Source organism: Pseudomonas sp. BN414, assembly GCF_029871275.1.
GTDB lineage: Bacteria > Pseudomonadota > Gammaproteobacteria > Pseudomonadales > Pseudomonadaceae > Metapseudomonas > Metapseudomonas resinovorans_C.
Map to the genome: position 1 here is coordinate 475,008 of NZ_SSOL01000079.1, position 14,787 is coordinate 489,794.

At 62.7% G+C, this 14,787-nt stretch carries 12 protein-coding genes; 5 read left to right on the forward strand and 7 right to left on the reverse strand.

Annotated elements, in window-relative coordinates; genetic code table 11:
- Nucleotides 1–7: 7 nt before the first annotated feature.
- From algG to yaaA, 7 genes are all read right to left on the reverse strand, one after another.
- Nucleotides 8–1,567: a mannuronan 5-epimerase AlgG gene (algG, locus tag E8E95_RS30055; RefSeq protein WP_280356056.1), complete on the reverse strand. Its 1,560-nt coding sequence runs from the start codon at nucleotides 1,565–1,567 to the stop codon at nucleotides 8–10.
- Nucleotides 1,568–1,596: 29 nt separating this feature from the next.
- Nucleotides 1,597–3,042: an alginate export family protein gene (locus E8E95_RS30060; RefSeq protein ID WP_280356058.1), complete on the reverse strand. Its 1,446-nt coding sequence runs from the start codon at nucleotides 3,040–3,042 to the stop codon at nucleotides 1,597–1,599.
- 137 nt (nucleotides 3,043–3,179) lie between these two features.
- Nucleotides 3,180–4,541, reverse strand: coding sequence for an alginate biosynthesis TPR repeat lipoprotein AlgK (algK, locus tag E8E95_RS30065; RefSeq protein WP_280356059.1), 1,362 nt, complete (start codon nucleotides 4,539–4,541; stop codon nucleotides 3,180–3,182).
- A gap of 13 nt (nucleotides 4,542–4,554) precedes the next feature.
- Nucleotides 4,555–5,715, reverse strand: a complete 1,161-nt coding sequence (locus tag E8E95_RS30070) for an alginate biosynthesis protein Alg44 (protein WP_280356061.1) — start codon at nucleotides 5,713–5,715, stop codon at nucleotides 4,555–4,557.
- A gap of 29 nt (nucleotides 5,716–5,744) precedes the next feature.
- On the reverse strand, nucleotides 5,745–7,226 hold the full coding sequence (gene alg8 / locus E8E95_RS30075; RefSeq protein ID WP_280356062.1) for a mannuronan synthase: 1,482 nt from the start codon (nucleotides 7,224–7,226) through the stop codon (nucleotides 5,745–5,747).
- A 62-nt stretch (nucleotides 7,227–7,288) separates the two neighbouring features.
- Nucleotides 7,289–8,599, reverse strand: coding sequence for a GDP-mannose 6-dehydrogenase (gene algD / locus E8E95_RS30080; protein ID WP_280356063.1), 1,311 nt, complete (start codon nucleotides 8,597–8,599; stop codon nucleotides 7,289–7,291).
- A 799-nt stretch (nucleotides 8,600–9,398) separates the two neighbouring features.
- Entirely contained in the window at nucleotides 9,399–10,178 is a 780-nt protein-coding gene (yaaA, locus tag E8E95_RS30085) for a peroxide stress protein YaaA (RefSeq protein WP_280356064.1), read from the reverse strand.
- Nucleotides 10,179–10,594: 416 nt separating this feature from the next.
- Here yaaA and E8E95_RS30090 point away from each other — a divergent pair, with 416 nt between their 5' ends.
- From E8E95_RS30090 to E8E95_RS30110, 5 genes are all read left to right on the forward strand, one after another.
- Nucleotides 10,595–11,986, forward strand: a complete 1,392-nt coding sequence (locus E8E95_RS30090; RefSeq protein ID WP_077522549.1) for a PhoH family protein — start codon at nucleotides 10,595–10,597, stop codon at nucleotides 11,984–11,986.
- Between the two features lie 81 nt (nucleotides 11,987–12,067).
- A complete protein-coding gene (gene moaC / locus E8E95_RS30095) occupies nucleotides 12,068–12,538 on the forward strand; it encodes a cyclic pyranopterin monophosphate synthase MoaC (protein ID WP_280356066.1) in 471 nt (156 codons plus the stop codon).
- Nucleotides 12,539–12,540: 2 nt separating this feature from the next.
- Nucleotides 12,541–12,789 (forward strand): MoaD/ThiS family protein, encoded by a 249-nt coding sequence (locus E8E95_RS30100; protein ID WP_077522545.1) that lies wholly within the window; start codon nucleotides 12,541–12,543, stop codon nucleotides 12,787–12,789.
- A 1-nt stretch (nucleotide 12,790) separates the two neighbouring features.
- Nucleotides 12,791–13,240, forward strand: a complete 450-nt coding sequence (gene moaE / locus E8E95_RS30105) for a molybdopterin synthase catalytic subunit MoaE (RefSeq protein ID WP_280356068.1) — start codon at nucleotides 12,791–12,793, stop codon at nucleotides 13,238–13,240.
- A gap of 373 nt (nucleotides 13,241–13,613) precedes the next feature.
- Nucleotides 13,614–14,390, forward strand: a complete 777-nt coding sequence (locus E8E95_RS30110; protein WP_280356070.1) for an ABC transporter substrate-binding protein — start codon at nucleotides 13,614–13,616, stop codon at nucleotides 14,388–14,390.
- Nucleotides 14,391–14,787 lie beyond the last annotated feature (397 nt).

The window sequence follows — 14,787 nt, forward strand, 5'->3', positions numbered from 1 at the left end:
GGGTACCTCAATCCTGGAGTTCGGCCTGGGTTTCGACGGGGTCGATCAGTACCGCTTGCTTGCGGCGCACCATCAGGTCGAGGATCTCGTCCTGCTTTTCGCCGAGGATGCCGGCGAAGCTGATACCGGTGGACTTGCTCGGAGCGAGCAGCTCGACGCGGTACAACTCGACCGACAAGGGCGAGTCGATGGACAGGGGGCTGGAGCCGTTGCCTGCGAGCTTTCCGCCGACCAGGATCAGCGAGACCTTGGTGTCGAAGGGGTCGAGCTTGATGTTGCGGTCGGTGTTGGAGAGGTCCTTGATGTGGCCATACACGCCGGTCAGGCCGTTGGCCGCGGAGAGGTTCTCGTACAGGCGGATGTTCACGCTGTTGCGCACGCGGATGCCGTGGCGCTGGTTGCTGAGGATCTTGTTGCCCCAGAGCAGGTTGTTGGAGCTTTCGTAGATGGTGATGCCGTCGGAGTGGTTCTGGTACACCTCGTTCCAGGCCACGAGATTGTTCACCGAGTTACGGTCGATCACGATGCCGGAGAGCTTGTTGTCGTAGCTCTTGTTGTTGATGATCCAGCTGTCGTCCACCTCACGGGAAATGATGATGCCGTGCTTCTTCTTGGTCCCGAAGACGGTGTTGTGGGCGATGATCAGGCCGTTCGAACGGTCGTGCGGGTCGATGCCGTAGACGATGTTGTCGCGGTAGGTATTGCCCTTGATGACCACGTTCTCCGCTTCGAAGCAGTAGAAGCCGTACCAGTGGTCGACGAATTCCGAATCCAGCAGCCAGCCGGTGGGCGCAGAGCGCTTCAGGCGCTTGGCCTGGCCCGGTGTGTACTGGGTGATGGAGACGCCGTAGGACTTGGAGTTGTCGTAGCCGAGGCTGGTGACCTTGCTGCCGACGATGTACAGCTCGCTGCCACCCCAGGACACCAGGAACGGACGGAATTCCTCGGGCTTCTGGAACCAGGCCGGGGACTTGTTCTTTTCGTTCCAGGCGGTGAGCTGGGTGTCGGTGATGAACAGCTTGCCGTCGTTGACCAGGAACGCGCCGCGCTCCTGGGACAGGCGGAATTCCCGGGTCTCCTTGCCGATCTGCAAGCTCGCACCCTGGGCGACCACGATCGGCAGGCGGGCGAGATACACGCCCGGCTCGGTTTCGCTGAACTGGCTGTCGGGCAGTGCCTTGGCCAGGTCCGCCGGGGTCACGTAGCCACCTTCGACGAAGATCGCCTGCGGCATGCTCTGCTGACGTTTCACCCACTCGCGCAGGCGCTCGTCACCGCCGATGAAGTCCTTCAGCGAGTCCTGCTGGAGCATGCGCCTGACCGCCACCTTGCCGCGGATGGAGCGATCGATCTTCGCGTCCACTGCGGCCGCGGTGTAGCCGGACAGGTCTGGCGCCTTGGGTGTATCCAGATGCAATTGCTCCACCGGCGCAGTGGACACCGTGTAGTTCTTGATCGGCTTCAGTTCCTGGGGCAGCTCTGCACCCTGGACCCAGGGTGCGGCGAACTGCAGGGCGCCGAGCACGACGCCGCCTGCCAGCAGCGTGGTTCCCATGCCACGTTTCATGACTGTTCCTCCCTTGCGCCGGATGTCCATCAGAAGCGCCAGATGAAGTCGACGAAGGCGCGATGCATGAGCGAGTCGGTGCCGCTGGCATAGGCATCGCCCGGCTTGAATACGCCGCCACGGAAGCGCACGAGGGCGGAGCGCTCATCCAGGTGCTCGGCCATCGAGGCCGGCAGGAGGCCCTGCTTGAAGTAGCGGGTGACCACCAGGTCCATCTCCTGGCCGATGTCTTTCTCGCCATCTTCCAGGGGCGCGGTGATTCCGCTCTGGCCCACGTCCTGGTTGTCGTCCACGCGCCAGAAGCGGTGGTAGACGACGCTTGCGTCGTAGTCCTCGCCCATCTGCCAGGAGGTGAAGGCGGTGGCCACCTGGAGGTTGCTCAGCTCGCCCCGGAAGGCTTCGCCGAAGCGGTGCATGCGTGCTTCGGTGCCAGTGAAGTTGGAGCGGTTGCTCTCCAGGCCGGTCTGGCGGAACTGCTCGGAGCTGTCGTCGTCGCCACCGCCGCTGCCACGGGCGTAGGCGCCGCCGACCTTCCATTGGTCATCGATGTTCCAGCGCAGGCCGAGGTCCACCGCCCAGGCGTCGACATCGACATTGCGGCTGCCGTTGGCGAAGTTCTGGTTGCCCACGGTCGACTGCTGCAGTTCGTCCACGTCGCCGGTCAGCCAGGTGGCCTGCGCCCAGTAGTTCAGCGGCAAGGTGGAGCGGCGGTCGAAGAAGCCACCGTCGGCTTCCAGGCCCAGCCAGGTCAGGTCGCCGGTGGTGCGCTTGTCGAGTTCATCCACTTCCTCGCCGACGTTGGGCAGGTCGCCGTTGTCGCGACTGTGGTGCAGCTTGGCGCCGACCCAGTGACCCGGGCGCCACTGCGTGGAGATGTCGCCGAAGAAGTGCTGGCGGTCCTCGTCTTCCGGCGCCAGTTCGTCGATGTCGGTGCGGTAATCGCTGAAGCGCTCGGCGACGCCGGCGTGGGCGCGCAGCAGGGTGGTGTCGAAGCTCCAGCGCAAGGCTTCGATGTTGGTGTCCCACCAGGTACCTTCTTCGCTGCGTACACGCTGGCGACCGAAGCGCAGGTGCTCGCCGGGGTAGGCGGTGAGGCCGCCGTAATCGACCCAGAACTCGCGCATGGCGAGGTAGCTCTTGTCCGGTTCGCGCCCGTTGTTGCGCTGGGCGGCATCGGCTTCGATGTCGTTGGATTCCAGGGTGTCGGTTTCGACGATATCGGTGGCGGTGACCGCCTGGCCCATGGCGAAGGCGCTCCATTCGCCGCGCTCGCCGTAGACCCAGGGGCGCAGGTCGAGACCGATGCCGTTGACGTCACCGCCGTCGCGGGTGCCGAGGTCGCGATCGTCTTCGGATTGGGCGGTGATCTTCACGTCCAGGCCGAAGTTCTTGTCGTGGGTCTCTGCGGCGTGGGCGATGCTTGCGGCCAGCAGGGACAGACCAAGGCCAGCCTTGATCCAGGGATTCTTGTTCATGCGTTTCTCATCTCTCTTGTTCCGCGGTCCGTGCTCTCGTAGGTTGTGGCTGAGCTGTGCGAAGCCCAACGTCTGCCGTACTCGCTGTTGGGCTTCGCTGCGCTCTGCCCAACCTACCGGGAGCTGCGGAGGGGGATTCATAGGCTGCTCATCTGCGTGTCGGGCGCTGCTGCGCCACGCGCGGCGCGTTCTTCACGCAGCAGTTGTTCGGCGCGGGGGCGTTCGGCCGGCGGCAACTGCTGCTGGACGCTTTGCGCCAGCTCGAGGGCCTGGGGCGTGTTCTTGGGCAAGGCCAGCTGGCTGAAAACGAACGCGTTGACCAGGTTGCGCTGGATACCCTTGCCCTGGGCGTACATCTGGCCGAGGGCGAAGTCGGCATTGACCTGGCCGCTGCGGGCGGCGCGGAGCAGGTGGTCCAGGGCCTTGTCCGGATCGATGTCGCCCAGATAGCCCCGCAGGTAGATCTGGCCCAGCAGGTAGTTGGCGGTGGGTTCGGTGGCGGCGGCCTTGAGCAGGTGCTCCTCGGCCTTCTTCGGGTCCTGCGGCACCAGCTTGCCTTCGTAGTAGAGTCGGCCTTGCAGCAGCTCGGCGCGGGGCTGGGAGGCGGCGCGGCCTTTCTCCAGGTAGGCCAGCAGCTGCTCGGTATCGCCCTGTTCCGGGTATTCGTAGATCAACTTGGCCAGGCTCACCCAGGCGGCGGGGTAAGCGGGTGCCAGCGCTTCGAGCAGTTCCTTGGCCTTGCCTTCGTCGGGCGTGCCGATATCGGCGTCGGCCAGGACCAGCGCGACCGATTCCACGCGCTGGGCGGGAATACGCCCGGCGCGGTAGCCGGCCATCAGTTGCTCCAGCAGTTTCTGCCTGGCGTCGGCATTGCCTTGCTTCTGGTAGACGGTGGCCAGTTCGACGTAGCAGACGTCGGCCAACGCCAGGTTGCGGGTGCAGATCTGCTCGATCTCGCCTAGGTGCTGATCGTAGGAACCCTGGGTGCGATAGAAGAGGATCTGCGCCAGCTCCGCCTGCGTGTGGCCCTCGGCGCGCCATTTGGCGATGCGTGCCGGAACATTCACGGACGGAAAGTCCTGCGGGTATTGCAGGTAGAGCATCACCAGCGGCAGCAGGCTGCTTTCTTCACCGGCTTCGAAGGACTCCTCCAGCAGCTGCGCGGTTTCCTGGCGTTCGGCCTGGCTCAGCTGGGTCTTTCGCGCCAGCAGCTTGCCCAGGCGAGCCTTGGCACGGGGCGACTGGTCGATGGCCTGGCGATAGGTCTGCTCGGCCTTCTGCAGTTGCGCCGGGTCTCCGCTGGCCACCTGCAGGTCGGCCAGGCCGACCGCGGCGTCGGCATAACCGAGGTCGGCCAGCTGGCGGTAGTTCTGCTCGGCGGTGGAGCTGTCACCGCGTTTCAGGGCTTCGTGGGCGAGGCGTTCGTCCGGCAGGCCGGCACAGCCGGCCAGGGCGACGGCCGCGGCCAGCAGCAGGAGGGGAGTGGCGTGATGGGCCATGGTCGAGCCCTCCTCAGAAGCCCGCGGCCAGGGCGCGGTCGATCAGCCAATCGAGGGACGGGCCACGATCGATGCTGACTTCCACCGGCTGGCCGGCGAAGGTGCTGGGCAGCGGCTCATCAGGCTGAATGGTGGCGCGAATGTCGGCGGACATGGTGCCGTCATGCAGGCTGCTGCTGAGGATCTTGCCGTGGCGCGACTGGTCTTCGCCGGCCACCTGGAAGGTGACGCGGGCACCCGGTTTGGCCTGGCCGATGTGGCGGAAGGGGAAGCGCGCCTGGATGGTGGCCTGGGTGTCCTGGGGCACCAGTTCGAAGATCACGTCGCCCTTGCTGGCGAACTGGCCGTCAGCCACGAGCTGGCGGGCGATCTTGCAGTTGCAGGGGCTGGTGAGGGTGCCCTTCATCTGCTTGCCGAACAGTTCTTCGACGTTCTTCGGGGTGAGCTGGTCGTCGGTCAGGTGACCCTTGAGCATCTCCAGCATGGTGGCGTTGAAGGACGCGATGGGTGCGCCTTTCTCCACGCTGGCGTCTGGGCTCACCAGGCTCTGCACCGTGCCTTCGCGGGGCATGGTGACCTGCATGGAAGGCACCGCGACCATGGCCGAGTCGGCATGGGTGACGAAGTACAGGCCGTACAGCGAATTGAGGATGTAGCCGAAGGCACCGACACCGACGACGAAGATGCCGGCACTCAAGCCGACCGCCTTGAGACGCGCCAGGGGGCCCATGCCGCCGCCCGCGCCGCCTTTGCGCGGCTTGGTGAAGTTCTCGCGCTGCAGGGTGCTGAGCAGGTCGCCGGCGCTGACCAGTTCGCCCGAGAGGTGCGAGCTGATGAGGTAGCGCAGGGTGGCGATGTCACGCGGCTGAAGGCCATGGAAGACACAGCCAATGCGCTCGGTGCGGGTGTCCACGGCGCGCACCTGGAACTCTACGTCCAGGCCCAGGCTGAGGCCGTCGATCTGGAACATCAGGCGGCCCTTGTGGTGGTCGCCGATGCTGGAGCCGGCGCGCCCGGCGGTGAAGGCGAAACCGCCGGCGGAGACGTCCAGCAGCGACGCTTCGAAGCGCTCGCCACGGGCGATGTAGCGGATCTTGCCGGGGATCTTCACCCGCGCGTGCTGGCGCTGGGCTTCGGATTCATGCACCACATTGAGATTGACGGCTGTATTCATGGCTTCGATTCCTGTCAGGTTCCTTGTGCTCACACGATCGCCAGCAGCGTGGCGACGAATACGCTGGTTGCGGAGAAGGTCATGGCGCGTGAGGACCAGGTGTTGAACCAGCGCGAGAAGCTCGCGAGGTCACGGTTGAGCTTGGTGTTCTGGCGGGTCCAGGACTGCTGGTCGAGGCGGAAGAAGACGTAGATCTTCACCAGCGCTCCGACGATCTGGTTGTAATAGAGGATCAAGGGGTAGGCCGGTCCGATCCGGTGCCCTGTAATGCTGAGCAGCAGGGTCAGGACGAAGCGGGTAAGGCCGATCCACAGGAGGTACACCAGCAGGTAGGCGATGCTGTACTTCAGGCTGGCGATGATGGCCACGGCCAGGCCCAGCAGGCAGGTCCACATCGAGGCACGCTGGTCGGCCAGTACGACGGAGGTGAACCAGCCGAGACGACGCGGACCGAGCGCCAGGGCGCGGGAGTTCTGACGCAGGTTGTTGCCGTACCAACGGAACATCAGCTTGCGACTGGCCTTGATGAAACTCTTCTCCGGCGGGTGCTCGACGGTGTTGATCGCGGCATCCGGTACGTAGAAGGTGTCGTAGCCCAGGCGCATCAGGCTGTACCAGCTGGACTTGTCGTCACCGGTGAGGAACTGGAAACGCCCCAGACGCCAGTGGTCCAGGTGGTCGCTTTCCACGTCGGCGATGAAGTCCGGATCGGTCACCACGCTGGCGCGGAACACCGACATCCGCCCGGTCATGGTCAGCACGCGCTTGGACAGGGCCATCGAGCACATGTTGAGGTGGCGCTGGGCGAATCGCAGCTTGTGCCACTCGCTCATGATGTAGCTGCCGCGCACCTCGCAGAACTCGTTGGTGGTCAGGCCGCCGACGTTGGGGAAGAGCTTGAACCAGGGCACGGTCTTCTTGACCACGCCTTCGGCCAGCACTGTGTCGCCGTCGATCACCGCCACGACCGCGTCCGCATCCGGCAGTTGCCGGGAGATGGCGCGGAAGCCGTAGGCCAGACCATCGCGTTTGCCGGTACCGGGAATGCGCACGAAGTCCAGCTTGACCCGCGACGGTGGCGCGAGCTTCGTCCAGAGGTTCTTCACCAGCAGCTCGTCGGACAGCTCGACGATGGAGCAGACGACGGTGGTCGGGTAGCCGCAGGCGATGGCTTCCTCGATCACCGAGCGGTAGACCATGGCGGTGGTCAGGGCCTCGATGCGGAAGCTCGTCACCAGCAGGAACACGTGGGACGGGTCTGCCGCGTTGCCGAGCTTGGCCAGGCGCCGCTTGTACCAGGGATACACGAAGTAGAGGAACAGCGTGCCGCGCACGAAGTGCAGGGCGCCCATGGAATAGCGCCAGATGCCCACAGCCCCGATCAGCAGCAGGAAATGCTTGGAGTCGGGGTCGAAAACGGACCTGGGCAGTGCCAGTGCCAGCAGCATCAGTGCAATGAGGTAGAACAGCCAGCCCGAGGCTTCGAGCAGGCCATGCTTGATCTTGTCCATAGAGTCGTCCTGGGCTCGTTTGGCGGATGCCCCCTTCCCGTTGGGGAAGGGGGCAGGGCGCTTTACCAGCAGATTCCCTCGGCGTTGCCTTGGGAGCCCTTGGGCATGAAGCCCACCAGGTCGATTACCTGCTTGCCGGCCGGGGCTTTCTGGGCCAGCGGGGCGAACAGCTCGTCACGGTTGCCCAGGACGATGATGTCCGCCTTGTCGACCACCGCGTCGAAGTTGCTGTCCAGCAGCGAGGACACGTGGGGGATCTTCGACTCGATGTAGTCCTTGTTGGCACCGTGGACGCGGGCGTACTCGACGTTGCGGTCGTAGATGCTGAGGTCGTAACCCTTGCCGATCAGCATCTCGGCGAGTTCCACCAGCGGGCTTTCACGCAGGTCATCGGTACCGGCCTTGAAGGACAGGCCGAGCAGGGCGACCTTGCGCTTGTCGTGGCCGGAGATGATGTCGAAGGCCTTCTGCACCTGGGCGGCATTGCTGCGCATCAGCGAGCCGATCAGGGGGGATTCCACGTCCAGGGAAGTGGCGCGGTAGTTCAGCGCACGCACGTCCTTGGGCAGGCAGGAACCGCCGAAGGCGAAGCCCGGGCGCATGTAGTACTTGGACAGGTTGAGCTTGTTGTCCTGGCAGACCACGTCCATCACTTCACGACCATCGACACCGACCGCCTTGGCGATGTTGCCGATCTCGTTGGCGAAGGTGACCTTGGCCGCGTGCCACACGTTGCAGGTGTACTTGATCATCTCGGCCACTTCGATGTCCTTGCGGATGATCGGGGCGTCGAGTTCGCGGTACAGGGTTTCCAGTACGTCGCCAGCGGCCGTGTCCAGCTCGCCGATCACGGTCATGGGCGGGTAGTCGTAGTCCTTGATCGCGGTGCTTTCGCGGAGGAACTCAGGGTTCACCGCGACGCCGAAGTCCACGCCGGCCTTCTTGCCTGAGCAGTCTTCGATAATCGGGATCACGACGTTCTTCACGGTGCCTGGCAGCACGGTGCTGCGTACTACCACGGTGTGGCGCTCGGCCTTGTCGCGCAGGGCGAAGCCGATCTCGCGGCAGACGCCTTCGATGTAGTCGAGGGACAGGTCGCCATTCTTCTTGCTCGGAGTACCGACGCAGATGAAGGAAACCTGGGTGTCGCGAACGGCACCGGCGACATCGGTAGTGCCGCGCAGGCGGCCAGTTTTCACGCCTTGCTGTAGAAGTTCTTCCAGACCCGGTTCGACAATGGGCGATTTGCCATTGTTGATCAGGTCGATTTTGGTCTGAGAAACGTCGACACCGACAACTTCATGACCACGAGCAGAGAGGCAGCCGGCGCACACTGCACCAACATAGCCCAAACCGAAGATGCTGATTCGCATCGTATTCACCTCGTCCTTTAAGCACGCTGTTTAATATGTGACGTTAGTGTCACTTCCGTTTGCACCTTTATGTCGCAGTTGCAACTTTAAAGTGCACAGGCATGAGTAGTACCGGACGCCAAAGTTAGGGCGCCTGAACTGGGCATGTCGCATTGCTTGCCCGGGTAGAGTCCTGAGCTGATCGCCGAAACGGCTCTGGCTCGTTGGTTTTGTCCAGTAGGTCGAGTTTGTTGCGCTTCTCCTTAATTAACTTATTTGGCTTTCGCCAGATAAAAACTACCCCTCGGCTGCGCGCCGATAGTTGGTAAAGGCAGTTTGAGATCACACCGAAATATGGTGTGAAGAATTAAGTCACGGGGGTATGAGTGTCCGTCATTTCGGATAGTTCCTACCGTTCGTCCCAGATTTTGCTTATTGCAGTTTTTTGACTACGCCCCGTGTCAAGGTCGTGGCATTCTCAGAGTTGGCGCGCTTTGGAAAAGTTCAATCAGGCAGTTTGCAGGTTTTCGACTATTGCATTTTGCAAGTTGGCCACTATCGAAAAACAACTTGGCCACTATCAAAAAACGAGTTAGCCAGTATCAAAGGCGAACTTGTGCCACCCATATGATCTTGAAGTGATATTGAATCTGCAGTGGCGATTACGTGGCACTCAGGAGAGCCACGTACGTTCAGCGTGGGGCAGTTCGTAGGTTGGGCAGAGCGCCGCGAAGCCCAACAGCGGAGGTGCCAGGCGAGCTCGGAAGGGATAGCGACGGCACAAACGAAAACCCCGCCATTGCGGCGGGGTTCTTTCATCTCACTCCTGCGGCTCGTCGCGCAGGAAGACCAGGCTGTCGGGCTTTGAGTGCTCCGCCGAGTAGCGGTAGCCCTGGTAGTTGAAGTCCTTGAGGCCTTCAGGGTCCTTCAGGCGCTCCTTGATCACATAGCGCGCCATCAGGCCTCGGGCCTTCTTGGCGTAGAAGCTGATGATCTTGTACTGGCCGTTCTTCAGGTCCTTGAACTCGGTGTCGATGATGCGGGCGCTCAGGGCCTTGCGCTTCACCGAACTGAAGTACTCGTTGGAGGCGAGGTTGAGCAGGATGTCGTCGCCCTGGGCGGCCAGGGCCTCGTTCAGCCAGCCACTGATGCGCTCGCCCCAGAAGGCATAAAGATCCTTGCCGCGGGCATTGGCCAGCTTGGTGCCCATTTCCAGGCGGTAGGGCTGCATCAGGTCCAGCGGTCGCAGCAGGCCATAGAGGCCGGAGAGCATGCGCAGATGCTGCTGCGCGAAGTCGAAGTCGGCATCCACGAAGTCTTCGGCGTTGAGGCCCGTGTAGACGTCACCCTTGAAAGCCAGGAGGGCCTGCTTGGCATTGTCTGGGGTGAAATCCGGATGCCAGCTGCCATAGCGCGCGACGTTGAGACCGGCGAGTTTATCGGACAGGTGCATCAGCTCGGCGATCTGCGCGGGGCTGAGTTCGCGCAGTTGCTGGATCAGCTCCTGGGCATGGTCCAGGAACTCCGGCTGGGTAAAGCGCGAAGTGACCGGCGGGGTCTCATAGTCCAGGGTCTTGGCAGGGGAAATCACCAACAGCATCGAATCGTCTCCTTCGGGAACGGGGCGATTCTAGGGATTTGCGTCGGTTGGCTCCACCTATCCCGCCGATAGGCAGGTTGGATACGGCAGCCGGAATGATCCCAAGCGGGGAAAATCGAGGAATTTCGGGGGAGGGGACTTTCGAATTTAACGGGTGCTTTCCTACACGCCAAGGTCTTTTTGTCGTACTGAAAAAAAATCGCGTTCAGGCCAAAAAGTTCTTTTTTCTGTCATCCCGAATGGAGTATTAACAAATCAGACCGCCGAACCCTGCAGACAGGTGGCGGCCATCGGCCCTCACCTTGTTGGCTCCATCCCTTAACCGGCATGACCCGGAGCGGGGAGGTCGGCGGCCCTCCGCGGCGGAGAGCCTCCCGGGCATTCCGTCGCCTGGCCCTATAAGAAGGTGACCGAGTATGGATGACCACGGACGCTCCCGCCCTACCGCTCCAACCTTGTACGCGCTCGACACCAACGTCCTGATCCACGATCCCAACGCCTTGTTCAACTTCCAGGAACACCACGTGGCCATTCCGATGACCGTGCTGGAGGAGTTGGACAAGCTGAAGACTGGCAAGCAGGGCGTTGCCGCTGAATGCAGGCAGGCCATCCGTAACATCGACAAGATCCTCAGTGGCGCAACCCCCGAGGAAGTGGAGCACGGAGTACCCATCCAGCGAGAGAAAAGCGGCCCTTGCGGCTTCCTCTCGATTCTCATGAGCAAACGCGCAGCCCCCATCACCTGGCTGCCTGAAGACCTCAACGACAACAAGATCATCAACCAGCTGGTGGAGCTGAAGAGCCGCAGGCCGGGCATGTCCGTGGTGCTGGTGACCAAGGACATCAACATGCGCCTGAAGGCGCGCGCCTGCGGGATCGATTCCGAGGACTACCACACCGACCAGTTGGTCGACGATGTGTCCCTGCTGTCCCGCGGCTACCACGATATGCCCGGGTCGTTCTGGGACCGTGTGAGCAAGGTGGAGACGCGTCAGGACCATGGACGTACCTGGCATCGCGTGCAGCTCACCGACAACCTTCCAGCCGTGCACGTCAACGAGTTCATCGTCGACGAGCAGGGTTTCGTGGGCTGGATCAAAGGCATCAAGGCCGATGAGCTGTTGATCCTCGATCTGCATCAGGAACCGCTGCTGCATCAGGAAGCCTGGGGCCTGCGTCCGCGCGATGTGTATCAGGCGCTGGCGCTCTACGCGCTGCTTGACCCGGATATCCACCTGGTCAACCTCAGCGGTGCGGCGGGTTCGGGCAAGACCATCCTGGCGCTGGCGGCAGCTATCGAGCAGACCATGGTCAGCAAGCGCTACCGGCGCATCATCGCCACCCGCAGCGTGCAGGGCCTGGACCAGGAAATCGGCTTCCTGCCCGGTACCGAGGCGGAGAAGATGGAGCCCTGGCTGGGTGCGATCACCGACAACCTCGAAGCCCTGCACATGGACGACGAGAACACCCACGGCAGCGTGGATTACATCCTCAGCAAGGTGCCGCTGCAGTTCAAATCCCTGAACTACATCCGCGGCCGCAGCTTCCAGCAGAGCCTGATCATCATCGACGAGTGCCAGAACCTGACGCCGCACCAGATGAAAACCATCATCACCCGTGCCGGTACTGGCTCCAAGGTGATCTGCCTGGGCAACCTGGCGCAGATCGACACCCCTTACCTTTCCGCCCCCAGCTCGGGCCTGACCTACCTGACCGAACGCTTCAAGGACTTCCCCCACGGCGTGCACATCACCCTCCAGGGCGTGCCGCGCTCCGTGCTGGCCGAGTACGCCGAAGCGCATATGTGACCCTCGACTCCCGCTGGGCGGCAGCTGCCGCCCAGCGGGGATTTCTGTATACAATCTGTCTCCTGTCCAAGGAGACTCGCAGTGCTTACCCATCTCGATGCCCAGGGTCGCGCCAACATGGTCGACGTCACCGACAAGGCGGTGACGTCCCGTGAAGCGACGGCCGAAGCCCGCGTGCGCATGCGCCCGGAAACCCTCGCCATGATCCAGTCCGGCGGCCACCCCAAGGGCGACGTGTTCGCCGTGGCGCGCATCGCCGGTATCCAGGCGGCGAAAAAGACCTCTGATCTCATTCCGTTGTGTCACCCGCTGATGCTCACCAGCGTCAAGGTGGAGCTGACAGCGGAAGGGGACGACTGCGTGCATATCGTCGCCCGCTGCAAACTGGCCGGGCAGACCGGCGTGGAAATGGAAGCGCTGACCGCCGCCAGCGTGGCCGCCCTGACGATCTATGACATGTGCAAGGCGGTCGATCGCGGCATGACCATTGAAAACGTACGCCTGCTGGAAAAGCTGGGCGGCAAGAGCGGCCATTACCAGGCCGGGGAGTAATGATGATTCGCGTGCAGTATTTCGCCCGTTACCGTGAAGCGCTCGGCATCGAAGGCGAGCAGCTCAACTGTGACCCGGCGTTCGCGAAGCTGGATGATCTGCGCCGGCATCTGCTGGCCCGTGGCGGCGTCTGGGAAGTTCTCGCCGAACAGAACCTGATGTGCGCCCGCAACCAGGAGCTGTGCAGCCTGGACGAAGCCCTCAGCGACGGTGACGAAGTCGCCTTCTTCCCCACCGTGACCGGAGGCTGAGATGGCCATTCGCGTGCAGGAAACCGCTTTCGATCCCGGTGTTGAACTCAACGCGCTGCACGCGGCCAATGTGGGAATTGGCGCGGTGGTCGGCTTCGTCGGCTATGTGCGCGACTTCAACGACGGACAGGATGTGGCCGGCATGTTCCTCGAGCACTATCCGGGCATGACCGAGAAGGCCCTGGAGAAGATCGCGGCCGAAGCACGGGAACGCTGGCCGCTGCTCAACGTGGATATCCTCCACCGCATCGGGCGCCTGGAACCGGGCGAGCCCATCGTCTTCGTCGGTACTGCCAGCGCCCATCGCCAGGCAGCGTTCGACGCGTGCAACTTCATCATGGACTTCCTCAAGACCCGCGCGCCGTTCTGGAAGAAGGAAGACACCGCCGAAGGCCCACGCTGGGTGGAAGGGCGGTGCAGCGACAAGACCGCCGCCGAGCGCTGGGAATGAACCGATTGGGACTGCTTTTCCTGTGGGGGCGAATTCATTCGCGAAGGGCTGCGTAGCTGCCCCCGGGGACTCCCGATGGCAGGCCTTCGGCCCGCTTGGCGAATGAATTCGCCCCCACAAGGTTCCTACAAGATTCCGAACAAGCCTGGCCAATGCCGGGCTTTTTCATGGGTGATTGACGATCTGTACATTTGAGTCCAGTATGGACTCACAAGTACAAGTTAGCGGCGTCCATCATGATCCCCAGCCAGCTACCCATTCCATTCCCATGCCGGCCAGCCCTGGCGGCGTCTTCTTCTGCCTCGAAAATCCATTCCGAACCGGCACGCCCTGCAATGCGGCGGGCCTCCATCCGTAATGCGGGAGTCGCACCATGAAGAAACTCGTTCTGCTGGGCAGCCTTGCCCTTAGCCTGCTGGCCTCCAGCGTTTTCGCGGCTGACAAGCCCCTGCGCATTGGCATCGAAGCGGCCTATCCCCCCTTCGCCTTCAAGACGCCGGAAGGGCAGATCGCCGGCTTCGACTACGACATCGGCAATGCCATGTGCGAGGAAATGAAGGTCAAGTGCCAGTGGATCGAGCAGGAGTTCGATGGCCTGATCCCCTCCCTCAAGGTGAAGAAGGTGGACGCCGTGCTGTCCTCCATGACCATCACCGATGAGCGCAAGAAGTCCGTCGACTTCACCAGCAAGTACTACTACAGCCCGGCGCGCCTGGTGATGAAGAAGGGCAACGTGGTCGACCCGGAATTCAAGAGCCTGGTGGGCAAGACCATCGGTACCCAGCGCTCCACCACCACCGACCGCTTCGCCACCGAGGTCCTGGAGCCCAAGGGCATCAAGATCGTGCGCTACAGCACCCAGAACGAGATCTACCTGGACGTGCTGTCCGGTCGCCTGGACGGCGCGCTGGCCGACGTCTTCCCGCTCAATGAAGGCTTCCTCAAGACCGATAACGGCAAGGGCTACGAGTTCGTCGGCCCGGTGCTGAACGATCCGAAGTACTTCGGTGAAGGTGCCGGCATCGCTGTGCGCAAGGGCGATAACGAACTGCGCGAGAAGTTCAACAACGCCATCAAGACCCTGAGGGCGAATGGCAAGTACCAGGCGATCCAGGCCAAGTACTTCGACTTCGATATCTACGGCGATTGATCGATCTGCCGCTGGGAAGAAGCCGCGCGAATGCGCGGCTTTTTCGTTTGGACGAAAGCAGTCAGAGCGCTGCACGAACTGCCCCCTCTCCCGCTTGCGGGAGAGGGTTGGGGTGAGGGTTGCTTCCGGTAGGCTCGGTGCCAGTCCCTTCGCGAATGAATTCGCTCCTACAAAGGCAGGCAGGGCTGTGCCCTGCTTGGCGATTGAAATCGCCCCCACAGGATTATGCGGGCGCCGAGGGTGAGCCGAGAGTCACCCCTCTCCACTTTAGGGAGAGGGGCCGGGGGAGAGGGTTGCTTCGGGCTGGCTCGGTGCCAGTCCCTTCGCGAATGAGTTCGCTCCTACAAAGGCAGGCAGGGCTGTGCCCTGCTTGGCGATTGAAATCGCCCCCACAGGA